Annotated in this window: 23 protein-coding genes and 1 pseudogene; 21 read left to right on the top strand and 3 right to left on the bottom strand. The window is 35.7% G+C overall.

All coding sequences use genetic code 11. The features are described from left to right. Window positions 1–10 precede the first annotated feature (10 nt). The 7 genes from cshA (at window position 11) to QNH17_RS20035 (ending at window position 7,481) form a co-directional block, all read left to right on the top strand. Window positions 11–1,456 carry a degradosome RNA helicase CshA gene (gene cshA / locus QNH17_RS20065; RefSeq protein WP_283874645.1) on the top strand — a complete coding sequence of 482 codons (1,446 nt, stop codon included), beginning with the start codon at window positions 11–13 and terminating at the stop codon, window positions 1,454–1,456. 342 nt (window positions 1,457–1,798) lie between these two features. Next, the gene (locus tag QNH17_RS20060; protein WP_283874643.1) at window positions 1,799–2,002 is read left to right on the top strand and encodes a cold-shock protein; all 204 of its coding nucleotides are present in this window, start codon (window positions 1,799–1,801) and stop codon (window positions 2,000–2,002) included. Between the two features lie 636 nt (window positions 2,003–2,638). Continuing rightward, a complete protein-coding gene (locus QNH17_RS20055) occupies window positions 2,639–2,848 on the top strand; it encodes a hypothetical protein (protein ID WP_215039890.1) in 210 nt (69 codons plus the stop codon). A gap of 786 nt (window positions 2,849–3,634) precedes the next feature. Next, complete coding sequence (locus tag QNH17_RS20050) at window positions 3,635–4,198, top strand: recombinase family protein (protein WP_283874640.1); 564 nt, start codon at window positions 3,635–3,637, stop codon at window positions 4,196–4,198. Between the two features lie 164 nt (window positions 4,199–4,362). Beyond that, window positions 4,363–4,821, top strand: coding sequence for a hypothetical protein (locus QNH17_RS20045; RefSeq protein ID WP_283874639.1), 459 nt, complete (start codon window positions 4,363–4,365; stop codon window positions 4,819–4,821). After that, window positions 4,821–6,212: a hypothetical protein gene (locus QNH17_RS20040; protein ID WP_283874638.1), complete on the top strand. Its 1,392-nt coding sequence runs from the start codon at window positions 4,821–4,823 to the stop codon at window positions 6,210–6,212. The genes QNH17_RS20045 and QNH17_RS20040 overlap by 1 nt, the downstream gene beginning before the upstream one ends. A gap of 6 nt (window positions 6,213–6,218) precedes the next feature. Then, window positions 6,219–7,481, top strand: coding sequence for a hypothetical protein (locus QNH17_RS20035; RefSeq protein WP_283874636.1), 1,263 nt, complete (start codon window positions 6,219–6,221; stop codon window positions 7,479–7,481). Between the two features lie 153 nt (window positions 7,482–7,634). Here the strand turns inward: QNH17_RS20035 and QNH17_RS20030 are convergent, their stop codons facing one another. After that, window positions 7,635–8,204, bottom strand: a complete 570-nt coding sequence (locus QNH17_RS20030) for a hypothetical protein (RefSeq protein WP_283874634.1) — start codon at window positions 8,202–8,204, stop codon at window positions 7,635–7,637. A gap of 134 nt (window positions 8,205–8,338) precedes the next feature. Between QNH17_RS20030 and QNH17_RS20025 the strand changes: the two genes are divergently transcribed. From QNH17_RS20025 to QNH17_RS20005, 5 genes and pseudogenes are all read left to right on the top strand, one after another. Beyond that, complete coding sequence (locus QNH17_RS20025; protein WP_283874633.1) at window positions 8,339–9,169, top strand: ATP-dependent DNA ligase; 831 nt, start codon at window positions 8,339–8,341, stop codon at window positions 9,167–9,169. 96 nt (window positions 9,170–9,265) lie between these two features. Then, on the top strand, window positions 9,266–9,517 hold the full coding sequence (locus tag QNH17_RS20020; protein ID WP_283874632.1) for a YolD-like family protein: 252 nt from the start codon (window positions 9,266–9,268) through the stop codon (window positions 9,515–9,517). 460 nt (window positions 9,518–9,977) lie between these two features. After that, a complete protein-coding gene (locus QNH17_RS20015; protein WP_283874630.1) occupies window positions 9,978–10,457 on the top strand; it encodes a ParB/Srx family N-terminal domain-containing protein in 480 nt (159 codons plus the stop codon). A 442-nt stretch (window positions 10,458–10,899) separates the two neighbouring features. Continuing rightward, complete coding sequence (locus QNH17_RS20010) at window positions 10,900–11,028, top strand: hypothetical protein (protein WP_283874629.1); 129 nt, start codon at window positions 10,900–10,902, stop codon at window positions 11,026–11,028. A 91-nt stretch (window positions 11,029–11,119) separates the two neighbouring features. After that, window positions 11,120–11,743: pseudogene (locus QNH17_RS20005) on the top strand (hypothetical protein); the annotation flags it as partial. On the opposite strand, the gene QNH17_RS20000 reads toward QNH17_RS20005, so the two are convergent. Next, window positions 11,744–11,911: a hypothetical protein gene (locus QNH17_RS20000; protein ID WP_283874627.1), complete on the bottom strand. Its 168-nt coding sequence runs from the start codon at window positions 11,909–11,911 to the stop codon at window positions 11,744–11,746. A 196-nt stretch (window positions 11,912–12,107) separates the two neighbouring features. Here QNH17_RS20000 and QNH17_RS19995 point away from each other — a divergent pair, with 196 nt between their 5' ends. The 4 genes from QNH17_RS19995 (at window position 12,108) to QNH17_RS19980 (ending at window position 14,899) form a co-directional block, all read left to right on the top strand. Then, window positions 12,108–12,281, top strand: a complete 174-nt coding sequence (locus QNH17_RS19995) for a YozD family protein (RefSeq protein ID WP_283874626.1) — start codon at window positions 12,108–12,110, stop codon at window positions 12,279–12,281. 348 nt (window positions 12,282–12,629) lie between these two features. Continuing rightward, a complete protein-coding gene (locus QNH17_RS19990) occupies window positions 12,630–13,427 on the top strand; it encodes a serine/threonine-protein kinase (RefSeq protein WP_283874624.1) in 798 nt (265 codons plus the stop codon). An 11-nt stretch (window positions 13,428–13,438) separates the two neighbouring features. Continuing rightward, a complete protein-coding gene (locus QNH17_RS19985) occupies window positions 13,439–14,209 on the top strand; it encodes a sporulation protein (RefSeq protein WP_283874622.1) in 771 nt (256 codons plus the stop codon). A gap of 378 nt (window positions 14,210–14,587) precedes the next feature. Continuing rightward, window positions 14,588–14,899, top strand: coding sequence for a YodL domain-containing protein (locus QNH17_RS19980; protein ID WP_283874620.1), 312 nt, complete (start codon window positions 14,588–14,590; stop codon window positions 14,897–14,899). Window positions 14,900–14,964: 65 nt separating this feature from the next. Here the strand turns inward: QNH17_RS19980 and QNH17_RS19975 are convergent, their stop codons facing one another. Further along, the gene (locus QNH17_RS19975; RefSeq protein WP_098575029.1) at window positions 14,965–15,093 is read right to left on the bottom strand and encodes a hypothetical protein; all 129 of its coding nucleotides are present in this window, start codon (window positions 15,091–15,093) and stop codon (window positions 14,965–14,967) included. 160 nt (window positions 15,094–15,253) lie between these two features. Here QNH17_RS19975 and deoD point away from each other — a divergent pair, with 160 nt between their 5' ends. The 5 genes from deoD to QNH17_RS19950 all read left to right on the top strand — a co-directional run bounded on the left by deoD (window position 15,254) and on the right by QNH17_RS19950 (window position 21,236). Continuing rightward, window positions 15,254–15,958, top strand: coding sequence for a purine-nucleoside phosphorylase (deoD, locus tag QNH17_RS19970; RefSeq protein ID WP_283874618.1), 705 nt, complete (start codon window positions 15,254–15,256; stop codon window positions 15,956–15,958). A 222-nt stretch (window positions 15,959–16,180) separates the two neighbouring features. Further along, window positions 16,181–18,370, top strand: coding sequence for a heavy metal translocating P-type ATPase (locus QNH17_RS19965; RefSeq protein WP_283874617.1), 2,190 nt, complete (start codon window positions 16,181–16,183; stop codon window positions 18,368–18,370). Window positions 18,371–18,392: 22 nt separating this feature from the next. Further along, complete coding sequence (gene copZ, locus QNH17_RS19960; RefSeq protein ID WP_283874616.1) at window positions 18,393–18,599, top strand: copper chaperone CopZ; 207 nt, start codon at window positions 18,393–18,395, stop codon at window positions 18,597–18,599. Between the two features lie 177 nt (window positions 18,600–18,776). Then, window positions 18,777–20,258 carry a lmo1851 family serine protease gene (locus QNH17_RS19955; protein WP_283879555.1) on the top strand — a complete coding sequence of 494 codons (1,482 nt, stop codon included), beginning with the start codon at window positions 18,777–18,779 and terminating at the stop codon, window positions 20,256–20,258. Between the two features lie 72 nt (window positions 20,259–20,330). Continuing rightward, window positions 20,331–21,236, top strand: a complete 906-nt coding sequence (locus tag QNH17_RS19950) for a CobW family GTP-binding protein (RefSeq protein WP_283874615.1) — start codon at window positions 20,331–20,333, stop codon at window positions 21,234–21,236. Window positions 21,237–21,303: the final 67 nt, after the last annotated feature.

Here is a 21,303-nt window from a genome sequence, read left to right as displayed (position 1 = left end):
GTTTTTGAGTATGACAACATTTCAGGAAATGGGCATTAGTGAGCCCATAAAAAGAGCGATTACGGATATGGGATTTGAAGAAGCATCTCCTATACAAGAGAAAGCCATTCCCATAGCTTTGTCGGGAAAGGACATTATTGGTCAAGCACAAACAGGTACCGGAAAGACGGCTGCCTTCGCCATACCGATCTTGGAGAAAGTGGATACGAGTAAAAAATACGTTCAGGCGATTGCAATCGCACCTACGAGAGAATTAGCTATTCAGGTTTCAGAAGAGATCAATCGACTGGCTAAATACATGGGTATAACCTCTCTCCCTATTTATGGAGGGCAGTCGATAGATCGCCAAATTAAAGCATTAAAAAAGGGACCTCACATCATTACGGGAACACCCGGAAGACTTTTGGACCACATTAAACGTAAAACGCTAAAATTAGACCGTATCTCATTGGTGGTTTTGGATGAAGCTGATGAAATGTTAGATATGGGCTTTCTGGAGGATATCGAACGAATCCTAAAAGAGACCCCTGAAGAAAAACAAACCTTGCTGTTCTCCGCAACCATGCCTAAACCGATTCAAAATCTTGCCGAAAGGTTTATGAACGATCCAGAGTTAGTAAAGATGAAAGCGAAGGAAGTCACTGCTCCAAATGTAAAGCAAGTTTATTATGAGGTTAATGAACGGGATAAATTTGAAGTGCTTTGCCGTCTGCTAGACGTGGATAACCCAGAATTAGCGGTGATTTTCGGGAGAACAAAAAGACGCGTGGATGAATTAAGTGAAGCATTGAATAAAAGAGGGTATCTTGCTGACGGATTGCATGGAGATTTAAATCAACGACAGCGAGATGTTGTGATGAATAAATTTCGTGAGGGGAACATTGATATTTTAGTTGCGACCGATGTGGCTGCGAGGGGAATTGATGTTTCAGGGGTTACCCACGTCTACAATTTTGACATTCCTCAAGACCCGGAAAGTTATGTTCACCGAATCGGCAGAACGGGGAGAGCAGGTAAGTCAGGGTTAGCTATTACATTTGCTACATCAAGGGAAACCGGACAGATCCGCAATATTGAAAAAGCCTCGAAAGGAAATATCCAGCGCAAATCAATACCAACGGTAGCAGAGGCAAGGGAGTCTATACAGAAAGACGCAGTAGAAAAGATGATTCAATTGGTTGAAGAGGAGCAGTACTCACAGTTTAAGCATGCAGCAGGCGAATTGCTCGATCAGTATGATTCGTTAGCGTTAGTTTCAATTGCCTTGAAATTGTTGTCGAAGGAACAGAGGGATGTTCCTGTTCAGTTAACTTCCGAGACACCGCGATATGCCAGTAAGCCTAAAGTAAAAGTACAAGAGAAATCAAGGAAAAACTATAGAGGGAATAGGGGATTTGGGGGAAAAGCGGGAAATGGTAAACGAAAAAAAACTTCCATGACCTCACAGAAAAAGTAAGGACTGTGAAAATAATGTATGGAGGAGTAGCTATCGTCATCATTGGTTGCCTTTTTTTTCCTCTGGAATTAACTATGTTTGAACAATGTAGCTTAAGGATTAATCGGCGTTAGAAAAAATATTTAATGCAATTAAAATAAACCTCAGACTAAAAAGTGCTAACGATTTTAAAAGAAAATAAAAATAATGTTCTTGCAAATACTTTTCAAAAGTGTTAAAATTTAGAAGAATTATTTTTGTTCGGTGTAAAGGATAATATAAGATTAACTATTCGTCTTGATGATCACTGAGTGCAAGGATAGTAACACATTGTGTGCAAAGCACACAGCAGGAGGAAACAAAATGGAACAAGGTAAAGTAAAATGGTTTAACGCAGAAAAAGGTTTCGGATTCATCGAACGTGAAGGCGGAGAAGACGTTTTCGTTCATTTCTCAGCGATCCAAGGCGAAGGTTTCAAATCTTTAGACGAAGGTCAAGCAGTTACTTTTGACGTTGAGCAAGGTCAACGTGGAGCTCAAGCATCTAACGTGCGTAAAGCTTCATAATAAGAATAAACTAAAGCAGACTCTTTTATAGAGTCTGCTTTTTTATTATTATTCTTTTAAAAACAAGGAGCCCCACTCACGAATGAGTAGGGCACATGTAAACAAGTAAATCAAATGGTAAGCACAGTGTATCACATAATGACGAATTCTCCTAATTACAATTTTAAAGTGCTATTGTAGAAAGTGGCTAAAACTGTGAAGTTTTGTACTTAAACTCCCTCAGTTTAATACGATTTTCTCGCAAATGCTCGCTAATTCGCAGGATTTCTTAACCCTTGGTAGTAGATTACGGTTTAAATGTAATGAATTAAGACCAATATGGCTTCGTGAAGGCATAGTGAAATAAAGGAGTAATAAAGAACTCCACATTTTACCATATGATGTATTATTATTGAATGAATTGGATTAGTTGGAACGCCGTATGCGGTGAAAGTCGCACCTACGGTGTGAACAGGGGGAAAGGGTGGTGATAACTTCAAAGCCTTACCTATCTGTATTAATAAGATACTTCCATTTGTTTAATTGTGTACCTGCTCATGTTATAATGAGGAACTTAGGATAATTACGACTTTAACTCATAATTGAACGGATGCCAAGTAAGCCTCCGACTAGCGATAAAATAGGGGGTGTAAGAGAATGAATAAACGATGGACGATTGGTAAAATTAAAGAATTTGTTGAGAACAATTCGGAAAGTAAGTTGCTATCGACGGAATATCACGGTTTTTCTCAAAAGTTACTGTTTAAATGTGCATGTGGTAGCAACTTTGAAAAAACATTTACGAAATTTAAAAATAATAACCAACGTAAATGTGACGTGTGCCAACCGCCAATAGCGTCACGCTAAACGTATATAACGGGTGCGTTGATCCAATTAGGATTAGCGCACTTTTTATTGAACTTCTTATTGAACAAACGGGGCAGCATTCCTGTAATGAATGAAAATGGAGTTTGAACAAATAAATAACCTCTTGGTAGAATGAGAGAGTCCTAAAGCCAGCACGCGAAAAGGACAAACTCAATAAACCAGGAGGATATAAAATGAATTATAACCAAAATGTAAAGATTGCTCAAATCACTTCTCAGACTCTTATTATAGGTGTTGATATTGCGCTTTTTTGGGGCTGCTTATTTGGTATTTAAGACTATAGAATTAAAATGGAGATTCATTTTAAGCTTGTGAAGAATTGTACTTAAACAAACGGGTGCTTTAACTCAATAAGGAATAAAATTTAAGCTCCTAAAATATGCAAGATTATATGCATTAATTGCGTAATTTTGATTTTTAAAATTCTGATACTGCCATTTTTTATTTGCTAAATACAGGATGTTTTATTTCAATAAGTTCGGATCGCCAATACAGAAAATCTACTAAGTCGCTGCCGGTAACATTCGGTGGCTTTTTTAATTATCAACTTTTTTGGTTGATGTTACCAAAAGGTATCAAATATTTAAATTTGTACCATAATAGCAGTGTTCAAAAAACGTCCGTTTTATTGATAAATTTTCTAACGATTTAAAAAGGGCGCATTTTGGACCAAATTTTTATGTAAAGTGTTCGAAAAATGGTACGAAAAATAAAATGTTCAAAAATAAATGATTTTACCGTTTTTCGTACAGGAATGGAGGAAAAATGAAACTGGGATACGCAAGGGTTTCCACTGACGACCAGGACATGTTAATGCAGTTTGAAGCACTGAAAGCTGCCGGTGTTAAGGAAGATAATATATTTAAGGAACATGTATCAGGGATGAAAAAAGATCGCCCGGAATTAAAACGTATGCTTGAATATGCCCGTGAAGGCGATGAAATTGTAGTTTTTAAACTCGATCGTATTAGCCGCAGTTTAAAACACCTGGAAGAGCTTGTGGAGGAATTTCAAACCAGAGGAATCGACTTCATTTCGCTACGTGAAAAAATCGATACAACGACTGCCATGGGAAAATTGTTTTTCCGTGTGATGGGTGCAATTGCAGAATTTGAACGAGATGTTATTTCAGAACGAACAAAAGAACAATTGGCTGCAAAAAAGAAAAACGGCATAAAGCTCGGTCGCCCAGTTGTAGATAATGAAAAATTAGAAATGGCATTTGCATTGCATGAGTCAAAACGTTATTCAGTTAAAGAAATAGCGGAAAAAGTGGGCATCAGTAGAACCACGTTTTATGATTATTTAAAAAGTCGTCCTGCAAAATAGGACGATTTTTTTAGGATTTGTTTTCAATACATCAGCTTCCGGGAAAGCTGAGAATACGATTTTCAATTTTAATTTGTGAAATTTTGGCACTAATTTTACAATTTTGTTGTTATAAAGCTTATTTTGTAGATATAATTTAATTAAAAATAAAAGGAGATTCGTTTATGGGAGCTAATGAGGAGATTGTTAAAGAGCCAAAGACACTTCATTTAGATGCAGACATTGTAAATGATGAAGCTAATGAATATATTGCTCAACTTGATGAATCAGTTGAGCATAATGATCCGGAGGAACAAGAAACTGGTGAAATCAGGGTCACACGATTAGGAACCTTATCGACTTTTATTAAAAACCAAGTAGATTCGAGAATATCTACTAAAGCAAAATTACTGCTGATGGACCAATTGGAGCAGCTAACCATTATTATGATTAAACGAGCAGATGAATATTCGAAAATTAGAGGAAGACAAACAATATATGATGTTGACCTTGAAAGTGCGTATGAAGAATTATTGCAACCACACGTATTTGTTGATCAAGTAGTACAGACTTTAGAAAAACAAAAGGAAGAATTGCAAATTTTAGCAAAATCATCATTGTTAAGACATATGGAGGTTGAATAATGTCTGAAAAAACATTTTTCTTCCGAAAGGACTATACACTTAAAGAGATGTATGATCGAATTTATGCAGAAAATTTTGTTAATCATTTTAAGCGCTATGCATCAAGTTTTTCTGAAGGAGCAAATCAGAACGAAATAAATAAAAATAATTGTTATCTTGGGTTATTTGAAACCAACAATTATGATCAATCCCAAGTTTATTCACAAATAAAACCCGTATTTGATCAGGAAGGAAGAAAAGGTGACAAACTAAATGTTAAGCTCTTTAGAATCCCTCCTTTTTCTGATGACCTTAGTCAAATAAAGGATAGAATTGAAGAAATTAAAGGGAATAACAGAAATATTAAAGAGATTGATTCACTTTCTTGCGGAATTAAATACGATTTGTTTTTAACAGATCTAAATTTTAATAATGCCTCGTTAGATTTTAAATTTAAAATCGAGACATCAACAATTGTTCATGAACCATTTCCGTCAAGACAAACTAATGCAACCTGGATTGAAACAAGGTTTTATTACAAATCTGGAATTATTGCGGTACACAATCCAGATGGAACCTTTAGTCAATCAAAAGATATTCTTTCGGTTATACATCTTTTATTTCATCAGCATTCATTAAAAATTGAAGAAATACACTTCGATGAAGCACAGTTAATTATGATTCAGTTAAAGTTGAAAGGAGAAGTTTCTAATCCAAAATTTAAATCAGATGATGACCTAAGAATTGATATCTATGGGCTTAATGAAATGAATTATCAACGACCGGTTGTCCAGTTAGTTCAAAGTGACCAATCACTAAGAGTGTATGAGCTTTCAACCATTTTTGTTATTGAAGGGCATCGATTCCGCCTTAGATTGACAGAAGAAGGAAGGATACAAGTTGAAACTTATGTCATTCCTAAAGTTCTAGATCGCATTATTTATGATATCGAGTGGGTGGTCATTTCTGAGAAATTTTATAAAAGCCTTGAGGACCAAGTCTTGGACATTTATAAAAGGAAAATGAGAGCGCCTCTTCGTTCCCAGTTACAAGGAAAAGTGAAAGAGGTAATCAATGATTTAACCCTGTTGTTAGAAGAGAACAAAACAAAGGGCATGAATGATCGTGAAAAACGTTTGGTTTCTACTATAATGTTGAATGTAGGTCATTTTTTATGTGATTCAGAAATTGATAAATATATTAGTGAAGATGTTAACGAGTATACCACTGAAAAATATCCAAACTTATTATCATATTTTTCGGCTTATATGACTATATTTAAAACGATGAACAAAATGCAAAGTGATGAGCTGGCGGCAAAGGTTGTTAAGTTACTTCAACACCTGTGTAAAGTATCAACTGGAGATGCCGTGAATTTAATTGAAGAGTATGAATCTCTGATAAAGGAATGATTTGCGGTGACAGTTAATGATTCTCTTTTAACTGATGTTGAGATTCAGTATCTGGATTTTATCATTTCTGAAATTAGTAGAATGGAAAATCTCCGGAGTCTCTATGATTTTACATTGCTATGGGATGATTTAAAAGCAGAAGATACTAATGGTGTTCTGGAGTATTTGCGGATTAAGGGTATTATTAATCAGAAAAAAACAATTAAGACTAGGGTAATAACTGAATATGAAACAGAACATATTGTCGAAGAGGAAGTTTTATTCGGAACTATTGACCCCAAACAACTAATTATTTCATGGCTTGTCACAGTTTACAATCGATCAGGCAAAAACCTTACTGAAACCTATTTACGTCAATTAGAAAATAAAGCAAATTATTTTACCTTCCCAATCGAAGTTGGAGAAGATAAAGTTAATATTAATTTAATTGTAAAGGATTTGGATGAATCGGAATATGTAAGTAAGCAGGAAAATTCCATATATGTTTCTTTTATCGGCAATTTACCTCTTAAAACTGATTCGTACATTCATTGGTTTTATCCGTTTACAGAGATGTCCGCAGCATTCAGATTTTTTACGTGGATTAATGAACAAAGTAAACCGGTTTTGTCTAAAATATATTCTTTTATTAATATTCCATCAGATTTAGAAAAAGCAGATAGAGAGCAGCTTTTTGTATTGTTAAAAATGTATATTGAAAATTTGGATTATCAAAGGGTCAATAAGCCAGAATTTTTTAGACCTGAAAGCTTAGAGTATCTTTTTGCAGAAAGTGAGATAAAAGATTGTTTTATTAATAATAAGGAAAACAAGAAACTTTTTATTATTTTGAAAAATGATAGGATAGAAATACATTCATTTAGCGAAGGTATTAAATCCTCCGACATGGAAATTTCATATCATCTAGAAAAACTTCAGGAATGGATTGATATGAAAGCAAATTCCAACAGGAAGATATTACATAAAATAAAAGCATCTCTTGGAAAAGACTTATTAAAAATGATCCCAATAATTATCACTATTATTTTGTCAGCATTTGCATCATCCAAATTACTTTTTAGCCAAAATCAAACCTTGAATAATCTGCCGCAAACTAAAATGTGGTTAGCGATTCATGTAGGATTAAGCATAATTTCAATAGCTGTTTTATTTTTTATTGGAATATATCCTCAGGTTCAACACTGGTTTTTTTCATGGAGTAGAGGACTAAAAAAGTATACAAAAAACAATATAAACAATTATAAAAGCAATAGGTCAAAATTAAATTGATTATTGCTTTTATTTTACTTCATAAAAAATTAGCATCGTGAGTGGGCGTTAAACAGATAATCCAAGTCCACAGACCATGGACAATCGCTGAAAACAAGAATTGAGACCAAATATAAAAATGACACCTTATGAAAAGGAGTCATTTTTATGTTTTTATGCAGGAATTATTTTTTTCTTATTTATACATAAAAAGTTTTCAATATGGTGTGGCTCCAGAACTTGTAACTCTTTAGGTAGGCATTCGACCGGAAGATAAGGGTAATTACCGTTATCTGCAAAATATTTCGTATAACGATTTAGTTTTTCCTTGCCGATTAAAGCTACTGCTCCCTCTAATGCACCACAGTGAAGGAATACAACATCTGGATAATAGTTGAATATAGCACCTATTCGAAGTGCTGTATCATAAACACACAATGAACTAAACCCTTTAATCTTTAAGCTATAAACCAGTGAAAAAAAATCATCAAAACTTTTACACCTATCCTTTAATTCATCTAATACAGCCGGATCAAGCAGCTTTTTTACCATTTCATCAAGTACACCTTTATCGATTCTTCGTTGGTGCCCGTCCCTTTTACGGTCAGGTAGATACCCCCAAACTGCATCATTTATTAATTCTTCAATGGATTTCGAACGATTTCTAAAATCGCTTAATTTCCACACCTCAAAATTGGCTTTATTTCTTTTGTAATTACTAATTAAATGCGTAAGTGAATTCATACTATAACCTCCCCGAAACAAATTTTAACGCCAGACAATTTATGTTAAATTCTAGGGATGTATTCCTATTATATCAATAATTTCCAAATCAAGTATTGCAGTTTATCTGTTATGATTATTATGAGGTGGTATAAATGTTTGTTTCACCAATGCTTTTGCAAAAAATTGATATACCTTTTGATGATGAGGATTTTATTACTGAACTAAAGTTGGACGGCATTCGTTTAATCCTCTCCAAATTTGATAATAAAATAAAGCTTTATACAAGACACAACAATGAGGTGACATCCAAGTTTCCGGAACTTTTAACGCTGGATTTGCCTAACGGAATTGTTCTGGACGGGGAAATAGTTGTTAGTGATGAACAGGGTAAGCCTGATTTTGAGGCGATGATGGAAAGATTTATGTCGAGTAAATCAACTCGTAAAATACAATACTGCGTATTTGATGTCCTTTACCATGAGGGAAAGAAAGTAGCACATATGCCACTAGTGGAAAGAAAAGTGCTTCTGGATGACTTGATTGAGCAAAGGGAATTTATCACAAAGGTCCAGTGGATGTACGGCAATGGTGAAGCCTATTTTAATCTTGTAAAAGAGCACGGCTTAGAAGGTATTGTTCTTAAAAGAGCTGATTCCCCGTATCAGGTAAATAAACGCTCAAAAGACTGGCTAAAAGTCATAAATTATCAATATGTCGACGCTTATATTATCGGAGCCAGGAAAGATGAATTTGGCTTACTTCTGGGGCTAGAAGAAGGTAAAAAAATTCGACCAGCCGGAATCATGGAATTTATGAATCCTGTGGCTAAAAAGGTCTTTTATAATACTCACAAAAATTTCATTAAAGATGAAGATAAGAAATTTATCTTCCTTGACCCAAAAATGAAATGCCGGATAAAATTCAGGAATTACACAAAGGATGGAAAGTTAAGGATTCCTTCTTTCGTCGAATATATTTCTTAAAAAATCGTTGATGATTCAACGATTTTTTTGTTTGTGTATATAACGAACGTTTGTTCTAATGATATTAATAATGAGAGTATGAAAGGAGGTAATGAAATGCTGCGTGATCGAGGGAAGATTAAATGGCAATCAGCGTTTTTTATGCCAGAACATGTAAAGATGCTGCATAATATAGGGATAGAGGATTTAAAAGTAGCTAAACCCATTTTAGATGAATATCAAATCGAAGAATTTGAACAGAATTTGCTTTTAGCAATGGAGTATACGTATCAAGTGAAAATAAATGTTTGGAAAGCTGGCTTTATCAACGAATATCACGGTATATTGCATAGGCTTGATGAGTTATAAAAGGAAATTTTTATAAAAAATAAAGATGAAATTATTATAAAACGCGGGTTTGAAGATGTTGTTGGATTTGATGTATTGGATAAATAGAATATTAACAAAATGTACAAATATACGAATGAAAGGGCTTTCTATTAAATGTATGATAAAAATAAATAGCTGTGCTATTTAATCAAAAATGAAGGAGTTCGTGCGAATGGAAATGGGTAATGGAATTTCAGGTGGAATTTGATAATGATTGGTTAGAACAATATCAGATTGAGGACATTGTAAATCGCATCTTTCAATTTCTTTAATGAAGAGAGTAAAAATGAATTCCTTCAACATCTTCCGGAGATGTCGGCGGTGGACTTGATATTTCTTTTAAACTCAAACGATTTTTCATTATACAACTAAACAAAATTCTAATTATTCTTCCTTTTGAATAAAATACTATAAATTACTTGTTCAAATGGGGGAAAATATGAAAATTGAAATAGATTATTCTGGCTGGAAATTCTATGATGACATTGTCAGGGAATATGGCGATTACTACTATTATGATTACGGTGTAAATACGGTTTATGTTGATGATATTATTGGTTTAAGTTATGAAGGTGTTTTGTCCCAGGAAAAATTAGATCGATTATCTAAATCGATAAAGGAAAATGGCTATTATTTTAAACGATATCAAGATCTTCACTTAGTTTTAATGCCAAATGGGTTTTATTCAGTCTGTTCTGGTGGAAATCACAGACCATATCTTGCTAAAAAACTTGGAATTAAAAAGATAAAATGTGCCATGGAAATATTAATACCAAAGAACATTCTAACTGAAGAACAAATTAAAAAATGTGAAGATATTGACCCCGTTAACACAGATCATCCATATTTTCGGCAGTTGTGTGAGGAGTACAATTTACTTCCTAAACAAATGAGGGTTAATTTAAATTACACTCTTTGATAAATTTATAAAGCAATATCTTTGAAAGCGCCGGTTGGCGCTTTTTTTATAATATCGGTTCATTACATACTACTTTTTCATTCATCTCAACTGGTACTGCCACAAGATTAGTAAAATCTGTAATTCACGGTCATCGGCACTCGCTGACATGTTTTTTCTAATAGCAAATTCCTGTATCGGCAGCGCCCTCTATTGGTTGGTTGTAATCACTGTTGGTTTGTTCAGAGAATAATATACCCAATTATGTGCAAAATAATGATAATAATGAATATTAAAATAATCTTAAGGAGGAAAAGCACTCGTATGGTTGAAACAAAAATTTTTATTGCGTTTGATTGAGTAAAAAACCACTTTTAAAATTTTTATATGATGCGTCTGACAAATTATTAAAGACAAGATACCAAATAAGTTCCAAAAGCATATTTTGCTATGAGGTGATCTCATGAAAGCGAAATATGCAGAACGAGGAACTTTTGATGCCGAAAAAGCAGCCAGGGGACTGGTTGAACTGACGAATAAAATGAAGAAGCCGTGTGACAAAGATAAAAAAGGGAATGACAAGATAAAGTAAACTCATGTATCATCTGATATATGAGTTTTTTATTTTTATAAACTTATAAAAAGCTTTTATAACAAGGGTTCAGTTACCTGATAAAAATAGAAAATTAACTGATGTAAAGTGGCTAGATGGGAAGTATGTATATGAGGTAAATAAAAGTGACGGATTGTTCATTGAATCCGCCTTACAGTTACTTTCAGAATTTGAAGGCGTTGTGATGGAGAAAGAACAAATTGACATCGAATATAATTTTTTCTTCGGTGATCTAGTTCAAGTAAGCGGTTATGGCGCGGACTTATTTAAAGTCGTAGGCTTCCGAACAGAAATTTGGCGCTATAAGGAAGATGCCTGGGAAGATGTCATTTATGAGTTATCACGAGTTAGTGATGGTGAATGGCTTGAAGCAGGTGAAGAAGAATTAACACTTGTAGCCGATGCTGAAAATGCTGATACATTCATTCAAAAACTAGGTCTCCTATACTTAGTGAATAAACAAGAAAAGGTAGTCGAAAATCCAAAAGTCCAGAACATGATTAGAAAAGCAGAATTTGAAGAAATTGAAAGAAAAAAAGAAAAGAAGGAACTAATTGATAATTTATTGGACATATTTAATGATTACCGAATTTTATATGAAATGTTTCAGGATCAGGAATATTATCAAGTCATGCGTGTGATTATCAGAAAATTAGAAACTCTTGTCAGTAATGATGGCAAAAGCCATGTATAATTACCACTTTGAAATTACAAATAGTAAATAAACAACAAACGGGATACCTGCCCATTTTATGAGGAAAAACATACCATCTAAAAACTTTTCAATTAATTGGAGAGTAACACTATTCTCCCGATTTACATCATCTATCCATGCCTCTAATTTTACTTGTAAATTTGACATCCGAATCCACCCCTTGGAAAGTTCTTTTCATTCATCCTATGCTTGTCCAATCCAAAAAAGACATCATCTCCCACTTAATTTTCCAAGTTTATTTTAAAAATTTGTTCTCAACCAATGGATATTCCGTTTGCTCCTTAAATTAACTAGCATTAAAACGCCATGTACATCATACATTCACTAAAAAGGGGGCGATGCTATGAGAGAAATTGAAGTTTTTATTGATACCGAAGAGATTGCCGAATTTTTCTTTCATGAGCTTGTAAAAAGGGGATACGTTCCTAGCGAAGAAGAGCTAGAAGAAATTGCAGACATCACCTTCGAATATCTAATTGAGAAGAGTATTATCGATGAAGAAGATGATGATGAATAAAAAAGGAAAAGAAGTTTTCCTTTATCATAGATTAAAACGAAAGACGAGCATTCTATGCTCGCTTTTTGTTGTGTATGTTTTTTTTTATTAATTTTGCATGTAATTGAAACCTTTACTTTAGGGGTTACGTATAACTAGTTACGAAGCAGAGGAGGAGATTGAGTTGTTAAAAAAAATCCTTAGATTGATTTTTGGAAGCAAATCACATCATCACAAGTATAGTTCCTCAAGTGATGCCTGGAAGAAGAGGAATCATTATAAGCACAACAACCTAGGGCATCATTATTATAAAAAGAAATATAAAAGTAGTAGTTTTTTCAGCAGCTAATATAATCGGGTGTTTTATTCATGATGAAGAAAATCGCTTTACTCATATCAAATTTATTGGAAAAACCATTTCCCAAAGATGAACTAATTGCTGAGCGGTACCAGGTGATCACTCATCTCGGAGCAGGTGGTTATGGTCATAGTTATTTGGTGTATGATTTGCAAAGTAGACAGAAGAAGGTGTTAAAAGCCTTACGTCTCCATAAAAGATTGACAGCTTCTGGGAGAGGAAGTTTTGAATTAGAAAAAGAACTGTTAGATTCAATTGATCACCCAGGGTTTCCTAGGTATTTTGAAGAGGGGATCTTTAACAACATACCCTTCTATACCATGGAATTTATTGAAGGCATGAATTTCGAACAACTCATTTTTTCAGAAGGAAGGAAAATCTCAGAAAAAGAAGCCTTTCAAATTGTCAGTGAATTACTTACACCACTAGAATATTTGCACAACCGTAAAATAGTCCATCGAGACATTCGCATACCCAATGTCATTACTGATGGTTCAAACATTAGGCTGATCGATTTAGGGTTGGGTAGACATTTCCATCATGAAAATGAGGTAGCAAAAACAAAGGAAAAGCATTTGCGTAAAGAAATAAATTTCCAAGCGGATTTCTATGGACTAGGACATTTCCTTTTGTTCTTGCTGTATTCTAATTTTACTTTTTCAAAAGACATACTTGAAAAAAGTTGGGAAGAGGAACTGAAAATTTCCAACCATGCAAAACACATAATTAGAAGGCTCTTGCAGATTGAACCAGCATATGAGAACTGTGCACAAATAAGAGCTGAAATAATAAATTTATACTTAATCTAGGAGGAAGAACGATGTCTTTTTTTAACAAAGTATTTGCCAGTGTAGGAATAGGGTCTGCAGCTGTGGACACAAAGCTTGAAAAAGATACGTATATGCCAGGAGAGACAGTTAATGGTGTAGTTGAGATTAAAGGCGGCAAGGTGGAGCAGCAAGTGGATGAGATTTATCTCACTCTAAATACCACATATTTAAGAGAATCAGATGACAAAAAGTATACCGTAACTGCGGCAATTGACAGGTTTAGATTGACCACACCTTTTGTTATTCGTCCAAATGAGAAAAAAGACATCCCCTTTTCATTTCAACTTCCATTCGATACACCACTTTCCATTGGAAGGTCAAAAGTTTGGGTAACAACAGGCCTTGATATTAAAGGCGGTGTCGACCCAAGTGATAAAGATTATCTTAAAGTTGTCCCGAATTCATTGATGTCTGCTGTGTTTGCCGCCATTGATCAGTTAGGATTTAGAATTCGTGAGGCCGATTGTGAAGAAGCACCTCGACGGTTACGAGGAAGATTACCATTTGTTCAAGAATATGAATTTGTCCCAACTTCAGGAGCATTTCGAGGCAAACTAGATGAATTAGAAGTTGTTTTCTTCCCATTAGGGAATGGAAGCCTTGATATTATGTTTCAAGTAGATAGGCGTGCTAGAGGGTTATCCGGCTTGTTCTCGGAAGCTTTAGGGACAGATGAGACCAATGTGCGCCTGTCAGTATCAAATGCAGATATCCCTTATTTACAACAAAAAATTCAAAGTGTTATTCAACGCTATTCATAAAACCAAGGGAAATAGGGCCAAATGGTCCTGTTTTTTTATTTAATGATAAGTTTTTGAACTTAGATTACTGTCTAGCGCAAGCGGCCCTAGCGGCTAGTGTCCTTCGCTCTCCGCCCTACGATAAGTCAAGCACGAATGCGCCTCCGGCTCTTCGTGTTTCCTTTATCTCAGTTGGAGCGCTCCAGGCCATACGCCGCTGACCAGGGCGCTTGCGCTTTTCTTATGTTCCAACGTGATTCGATAAATTTTCACAAGAAACATCCTGTCCGGATAAAAAAAGTGTTATTCGACAAAAAAAGTGGGTTTTCTAAGGAGGATTCGACAAGGGTTATATCTAATTAATTAGAATATACATTAAATTCTAATAATTGGAGGTTCATGATGATCAAAGTATTAACTAAACGAGCTAGCTTGCAATATGATGTAACGATCTTTCAAACTCCAAGGTACCGTGAACATAAGGGACATAAAGAGGTTTATCGAACGATGATTCCAGCATCCAGCCGTAAAAAGTGCTTAGAGGAAACCTTCAGCCGCTTTAATGTGACCGATAGAATCCCTTCTAACTATAAAGGAAGATTTCTTTCTACGGGAGATATTGTTTTAATTGATGAAGGCCGCGGCGGCCAGCATTATTATCAATTAAAACCTGGTGGATGGTTTCCTATAAACAGAATCGTACTCTTGTAACTCTAAAAAACCTAAGGACCATTCCTTAGGTTTATTTTATTCCTTTTAAAGTAAACAAGCTTTTCTTAGTGCTTTCTTCCGCCTGTTGCATTGTGCTCTTTTGCATGTGCTTCGTGTTCAGCTACGATTGCCTCAGCAGGGATATGGTTATTTTTCTTCGGTGAATTAATGCGGCTTCGATGTTTTTTACCCATGAATAATCTCCCTCCAATCTAAAAATAGCTTTCCACAAATTAAAAAATTCATGTCTATTTCGTTGCAGAGTTTCTCATTGGAAAATGTTTATGATATATTGTCCTTGACACAGTTTTAATCATTAAAAACTGTGCGCAGTTCTTGATTGGAGGATTTTAAATGAGTGTACATATCGGTGCAAAAGAAAACGAAATAGCAGAGACAGTATTACTGCCAGGAGATCCGCTTCGGGCAAAATATATTGCTGAAACCTTTTTAGAAGATGCAAAATGTTACAATGAGGTCCGGAATATGTTTGGTTTTACTGGGACATATAAAGGGAAACGAATTTCTGTTCAAGGAACTGGAATGGGCGTACCCTCCATCTCAATTTATATAAATGAATTGATGCAAAGCTATAATGTCCAAAATCTAATTCGGGTAGGAACGTGTGGAGCTATTCAAAAAGATGTAAAGGTTCGTGATGTTATTCTGGCTATGACCAGCTCTACCGATTCAAATATGAATCGACTTACCTTTGGTCATGTCGATTTTGCCCCTACAGCAAACTTTGATTTACTTCGGAAGGCATATGATGCTGGGGTAGCGAAAGGGCTTAACTTGAAAGTAGGAAATATTTTCACAGCAGATTCGTTTTACAATGATAATGCAGAGTTGGAAAAGTGGGCTAAGTACCAAATTCTTGCGATTGAAATGGAAACGACAGCACTTTATACTTTGGCCGCTAAATTTGACCGTAAAGCACTTTCGGTTCTAACTGTTAGTGATCACATTCTAACAGGTGAAGAAACGACAGCTGAAGAAAGACAGTTAACTTTTAATGATATGATTGAAGTAGCATTAGAAGCAGCTATAAAGGAATAATCACCACAAGCCTCTTCCATATTGGATGAGGCTTTAAATTTATTTAGATAACAGGAACTCAACACCAAAATGGAGAATTAATAAAAAACAGACTTCTCTGTGACAAATATCATCGAAATGCGTTTAAATTAGACTTAAATTAAAATAGTATGATTTCGAAATTATTCCTTTGACGAAATATAGGTTCCGGGGGTATTGTATATAGTATTAGAGGTGATTAAAATGAAAGAGCAGCTCAAATTAGATATTACTGGAATGACTTGTGCGGCCTGTTCTACCAGAATTGAAAAGGTTCTAAATAAAATGGACGGTGTACAAGCAAATGTCAATTTGGCCATGGAGACTGCCGCTATTTCTTTTGATACTGAACAAGTTTCAAGTAATGATATTATTGCTAAAATAGAAAAACTTGGCTACGGTGCACGATTTGATGAAGCGGAACAAAAGCAGCAATTTAAAGCAGAGGAATTGCAGCTGAAAAAACGGAAGTTTCTACTTTCGGTCATTCTGTCCATTCCACTTTTATATACGATGCTTGCTCATATTCCAGTGGATCTAGGATTGGCAATGCCACACTTATTGATGAATCCTTGGTTTCAATTGCTTTTGGCAACCCCTGTGCAATTTTATATTGGTGGTCAATTTTATGTAGGTGCTTTTAAAGCATTAAAAAATAAAGGTGCAAATATGGATGTTCTTGTGACTCTAGGAACTTCTGCGGCCTATTTTTATAGTCTTGCTGAAGGAATAAAAACAATTGGAAACCGGGCCTATCTGCCGCATCTTTATTTTGAGACTAGTGCCGTGTTGATTACTTTAATTCTTTTAGGAAAGTTATTTGAAACAATTGCAAAGGGGAAAACTACGATTGCTATTTCTAAATTACTAAGTCTCCAAGCAAAGGAAGCTACAGTGTTCAGAGATGGAAAGCAAAGGCAAATCCCTATTGAAGAAGTGAAGGTTTCCGATCTTTTATTGGTGAAACCAGGTGAAAAAATTCCCGTTGACGGTGAAGTAACTTTAGGGCAATCATCTGTTGATGAATCTATGATAACTGGTGAATCGATCCCGGTCGAAAAAGCTGTGGGCGATAAAGTCATAGGTTCGACCATCAATAAAAATGGAACCTTGACAATAAAAGCAGTGAAAGTGGGTAAAGACACGGCACTTGCCGGAATAATAAAAATTGTCGAAGAAGCGCAAGGCAGCAAAGCGCCAATTCAACGTGTCGCTGATACCATTTCAGGATATTTTGTTCCAATTGTGGTCGCTATTTCGTTGATTACCTTTTTGAGCTGGTATTTCTTTGTCCGCCCTGGTGAATTTTCTTCCGCACTTGAAACAGCAATTGCTGTTCTCGTGATTGCCTGTCCATGTGCACTCGGCCTGGCTACACCGACATCCATCATGGTCGGAACGGGGAAAGGAGCCGAAATGGGAATTCTCTTTAAAGGCGGAGAACATTTAGAAACAGCTCATAAAATCAATGCACTCATCCTCGATAAAACCGGCACAATTACAAAAGGACAACCTATGGTGACTGATTTTATTGCATATCAGGAGGAGAAAAAAGTTCTCCAATATCTTGTTTCCGCTGAGAAGTCCTCAGAACATTCATTAGCAGAAGCAATTGTAAAATATGGGATTGAAAAAAGGTCAAGTACTCTTCCAGTTAAACGGTTTAAAGCTGTACCAGGGTATGGAATTGAAGCGAAAATTGGCGATGATGAAATTTTCGTGGGCACGCGAAAGTTAATGAATCTTAAAAATATTGCCAGCTTAACGGGAGAAAAAGATCTGTCTCGATTAGAAAACGAGGGAAAAACAGCCATGTTTATTGCTATAAATTCAACGATTGTCGGTGTGGTTGCAGTGGCTGATACAGTGAAAGAAACAGCCAAATTAGCCGTACAGCAATTACTTCATTTAGGTATTGATGTGTTTATGTTAACCGGTGACAATGAGCGGACTGCTAAGGCGATTGCACATCAAGTAGGAATCACACATGTCATTGCAGAAGTACTGCCAGAGGAAAAGGCTAAACATGTAAAAGAATTACAGGCAAAAGGACTTAAAGTGGCAATGGTTGGTGATGGCATTAATGATGCCCCAGCTCTTGCAGTTGCGGATATTGGAATTGCAATCGGTACTGGAACAGATGTGGCCATCGAAGCAGCTGATATCACAATTCTTGGCGGGGAATTAACCTTGATTCCAAAAGCAATGGCTTTAAGTAAAAAAACGATGCATAATATACGTCAAAACTTGTTCTGGGCTCTTGTATACAATACAGGCGGAATACCGATAGCGGCCCTAGGATTGTTGGCTCCTTGGGTTGCTGGTGCAGCCATGGCATTTAGTTCAGTATCAGTTGTGTCTAATTCCCTTCGATTGAAGAGAATGAATATATAAATAAAAAAGTGAGGTAATCGTCATGGAGAAAACAACATTACAGGTTTCAGGGATGACTTGCGGACATTGCGAAAAAGCAGTCAAAACAGCACTTCTAAGTGTTAAAGGGGTAAGCGAAGTAAATGTTTCACTAAAGGATGGCAAGGTTGAGGTTGGTCATGATTCCAACAAAGCCCCAATCACAAAGTTAAAAGAAGCCGTCGAAGACCAAGGCTATGATGTAGAATAGATACGAACGGCACTTACTATTTGGTAGGTGTCGTTTTTTGTGAATATCGATTTCCTGTGAATATTAATAATTTCATTAACTTTTCTTTGTTAATTTTAAGTAAAAGATGTTATTCTAATCACTAAGAGTTAATTTTTATGGTGAATGAAAGTGGTGAAGGCTTTGGAAGATGAGAAAATGGGACAAGAAAAAGTGAAAGATACCAATATTGAACAAGATCAGGCAATTGAAAACAAAACTGGATACATACGATTAAAAAGATTTCATTTTATCATGCTATTGTTTATGGTGGTGTTTCTTTCTGCGGGGATTACAACATTTGCACTCGCGTTCGGTGATGAAAAGGTAGTCACTGTAGGAACGGAACGACCAGAATTTACTAAACTTTATGAAGCATTTGATACATTGAAGAGTGGCTATTACAAAGATATTGATCAAAAAAAGGTTATTAATGGAGCAATAAACGGAATGGTGGAGTCGCTGGATGACCCCTATTCAGATTATATGAGCAATGAAGAAGCCGAAAGCTTTCATGGCAGTATTTCTTCTTCGTTTGAAGGAATAGGTGCCGAAATTCAGGAAAAGGACGGACATATTGTTATTGTCTCTCCAATAAAAGGCTCTCCAGCTGAAAAAGCTGGCTTAAAACCTAATGATATGATTATGTCCGTGAATGGAAAAAGCCTACAAGGCATGAATTCAACTCAAGCAGTAACCCTAATTCGTGGCAAAAAGGGTACGAAGGTAGAGTTGTCCATCCAACGACCAGGAACAGATGCACCACCAATGACAGTCCCAATTATTAGAGATGAGATTCCGATTGAAACGGTTTATGGTGAAATGGTTGGTGATGGAATTGCAAAGGTTCAAATTACCAGTTTTTCTAGCAATACGGCAAAGGAACTGGTAGAAAAACTCAATGAATTAAATGGTAAAGGCATGAAGGGTCTCGTATTAGATTTGCGTCAAAATCCAGGAGGTCTATTAGACCAAGCCATCTCAATTTCGAGCATGTTTGTTCCTAAAGGAAAACTTATTTTAAAAGTAGAAGATCGTAATGGAAAGATTAAAGAGTATCCGTCGCAAAATGAAGGAAATCCAAATCTTCCATTAGTTGTCTTAATTGATAAAGGCAGTGCCAGTGCATCAGAAATCCTAGCAGGGGCTGTGAAGGAATCAGCAGGTGTAAAACTAGTTGGAGAAAAGTCTTTTGGGAAGGGAACTGTGCAAACGGCTTCTGACTTTAAGGATGGTTCAAATCTTAAATTTACAACCGCAAAATGGTTAACACCAAACGGAAATTGGATCCATAAAAAGGGGATTAATCCAGATGTAGCAGTTGCCTTGCCTGATTATGCAACCTTAACTATCATTAATCCGGATAAAGAACTAAAACAATCTAGTTCGGGGACAGAAGTACAAACTGCACAGAAAATGTTAAAAGCCGTAGGATATAACCCTGGGCGGACAGACGGATTCTTTGATAAAAAGACAAAAGCTGCCGTCACAGCTTTCCAAAAAGCTAACAAGCTCCCAGCTGATGGAATTCTAAAAGGCGATTCTACCTTGAAATTAATGGACTTATTAAGAGACAAAATTAAAAACAATGATACACAAATGCAAGAGGCGATCAAAGTATTAAAGGGAACGATGAAATAAACGATTGCGGCCCGACTTCCTAAGAAGTTGGGTCCATTTTTTGGTATTACAAACTAGGAGGAGGATACTACAATGAAAAAAGCTGAGGTCTATATTTTATCCGGTTTTTTAGGGAGCGGGAAAACCAGCCTTCTCAAACGATTATTAGAGGATGAACATCGAACAGGAAGAAAAACAGCTGTAATGATGAATGAATTAGGTAAGGTCTCCATTGATTCTGATATAGTTGACGAGGAAGATGTTACTTTAAAAGAACTGCTGGGCGGTTGTATTTGTTGTTCCATTCAGGATAAGCTTGAAGCCCAAATGCAATCATTATTGGTTGAGAAAGAGCCAGAAGTGATCTACATCGAGACTACCGGGGCTGCACATCCTGTGGAGGTGTTAGATGCGATTCTTTCTCCCTTATTTGCAGATAAATTAATCATAAAGGGGATAATCACCACCGTCGATGGCACAAGGTGGTTAGTTCGAAAATCATTAAGTCCACAACTTCAGCAATTGGTTCTTGAGCAGGTGAGACATGCGGACTACATTCTTGTTAACAAGTTGAATGAATTAACAGAGAGTGAGCAAGCGAAGATCACTTTTGAAATTCAGTCGATAAATCCAAATGCAAGATGCCTTTTGACTAATTTTTCACAGGTTTCTGTTGACCAGTTGCGAAATCTTTCTGTTTCAGTTGAAAAGGTTGCTCAGCCAACCCATCTTAATTTAACGACATTTGTTTACCAATTTGAATCGGCAATCAGCCAAACTAAATTTGAGGATTTTTTGAAAAAGCTGCCTGATACGATTTACCGAATTAAAGGCTATGTTAAGTTTGATTTTTCGAAACTCCCTTTTTTATTTCAATTTTCTTATGGCATGCCGTTATATATGAAAGAGGATATGAATATGCCATTAAACCTTGTCTTTATCGGTGAGAATATGGATTGGAACGGAATTAGAACGCAATTAGAAAATCTTGAAAAATAACAAAAATACCGGGATTGAATGAATGATAATTTCCTCTTCAGGTAACTCTTTTAATGTGGCAAAATTT

The organism is Neobacillus sp. SuZ13 (assembly GCF_030123365.1).
Taxonomy (GTDB): domain Bacteria; phylum Bacillota; class Bacilli; order Bacillales; family Cytobacillaceae; genus Neobacillus.
The sequence above is the reverse complement of the archived record's forward strand: the minus strand, read 5'-3'. Positions and strand labels throughout refer to the sequence as shown.

Excerpts from the sequence above, each read along its gene's own strand:
- cshA (WP_283874645.1), top strand. The coding sequence starts at position 11 with ATGACAACATTTCAGGAAATGGGCATTAGTGAGCCCATAAAAAGAGCG.
- QNH17_RS20060 (WP_283874643.1), top strand. The coding sequence starts at position 1,799 with ATGGAACAAGGTAAAGTAAAATGGTTTAACGCAGAAAAAGGTTTCGGA.
- QNH17_RS20055 (WP_215039890.1), top strand. The coding sequence starts at position 2,639 with ATGAATAAACGATGGACGATTGGTAAAATTAAAGAATTTGTTGAGAAC.
- QNH17_RS20050 (WP_283874640.1), top strand. The coding sequence starts at position 3,635 with ATGAAACTGGGATACGCAAGGGTTTCCACTGACGACCAGGACATGTTA.
- QNH17_RS20045 (WP_283874639.1), top strand. The coding sequence starts at position 4,363 with ATGGGAGCTAATGAGGAGATTGTTAAAGAGCCAAAGACACTTCATTTA.
- QNH17_RS20040 (WP_283874638.1), top strand. The coding sequence starts at position 4,821 with ATGTCTGAAAAAACATTTTTCTTCCGAAAGGACTATACACTTAAAGAG.
- QNH17_RS20030 (WP_283874634.1), bottom strand. The coding sequence starts at position 8,204 with ATGAATTCACTTACGCATTTAATTAGTAATTACAAAAGAAATAAAGCC.
- QNH17_RS20025 (WP_283874633.1), top strand. The coding sequence starts at position 8,339 with ATGTTTGTTTCACCAATGCTTTTGCAAAAAATTGATATACCTTTTGAT.
- QNH17_RS20020 (WP_283874632.1), top strand. The coding sequence starts at position 9,266 with ATGCTGCGTGATCGAGGGAAGATTAAATGGCAATCAGCGTTTTTTATG.
- QNH17_RS20015 (WP_283874630.1), top strand. The coding sequence starts at position 9,978 with ATGAAAATTGAAATAGATTATTCTGGCTGGAAATTCTATGATGACATT.
- QNH17_RS20010 (WP_283874629.1), top strand. The coding sequence starts at position 10,900 with ATGAAAGCGAAATATGCAGAACGAGGAACTTTTGATGCCGAAAAAGCA.
- QNH17_RS20000 (WP_283874627.1), bottom strand. The coding sequence starts at position 11,911 with ATGTCAAATTTACAAGTAAAATTAGAGGCATGGATAGATGATGTAAAT.
- QNH17_RS19995 (WP_283874626.1), top strand. The coding sequence starts at position 12,108 with ATGAGAGAAATTGAAGTTTTTATTGATACCGAAGAGATTGCCGAATTT.
- QNH17_RS19990 (WP_283874624.1), top strand. The coding sequence starts at position 12,630 with ATGATGAAGAAAATCGCTTTACTCATATCAAATTTATTGGAAAAACCA.
- QNH17_RS19985 (WP_283874622.1), top strand. The coding sequence starts at position 13,439 with ATGTCTTTTTTTAACAAAGTATTTGCCAGTGTAGGAATAGGGTCTGCA.
- QNH17_RS19980 (WP_283874620.1), top strand. The coding sequence starts at position 14,588 with ATGATGATCAAAGTATTAACTAAACGAGCTAGCTTGCAATATGATGTA.
- QNH17_RS19975 (WP_098575029.1), bottom strand. The coding sequence starts at position 15,093 with ATGGGTAAAAAACATCGAAGCCGCATTAATTCACCGAAGAAAAATAAC.
- deoD (WP_283874618.1), top strand. The coding sequence starts at position 15,254 with ATGAGTGTACATATCGGTGCAAAAGAAAACGAAATAGCAGAGACAGTA.
- QNH17_RS19965 (WP_283874617.1), top strand. The coding sequence starts at position 16,181 with ATGAAAGAGCAGCTCAAATTAGATATTACTGGAATGACTTGTGCGGCC.
- copZ (WP_283874616.1), top strand. The coding sequence starts at position 18,393 with ATGGAGAAAACAACATTACAGGTTTCAGGGATGACTTGCGGACATTGC.
- QNH17_RS19955 (WP_283879555.1), top strand. The coding sequence starts at position 18,777 with ATGGGACAAGAAAAAGTGAAAGATACCAATATTGAACAAGATCAGGCA.
- QNH17_RS19950 (WP_283874615.1), top strand. The coding sequence starts at position 20,331 with ATGAAAAAAGCTGAGGTCTATATTTTATCCGGTTTTTTAGGGAGCGGG.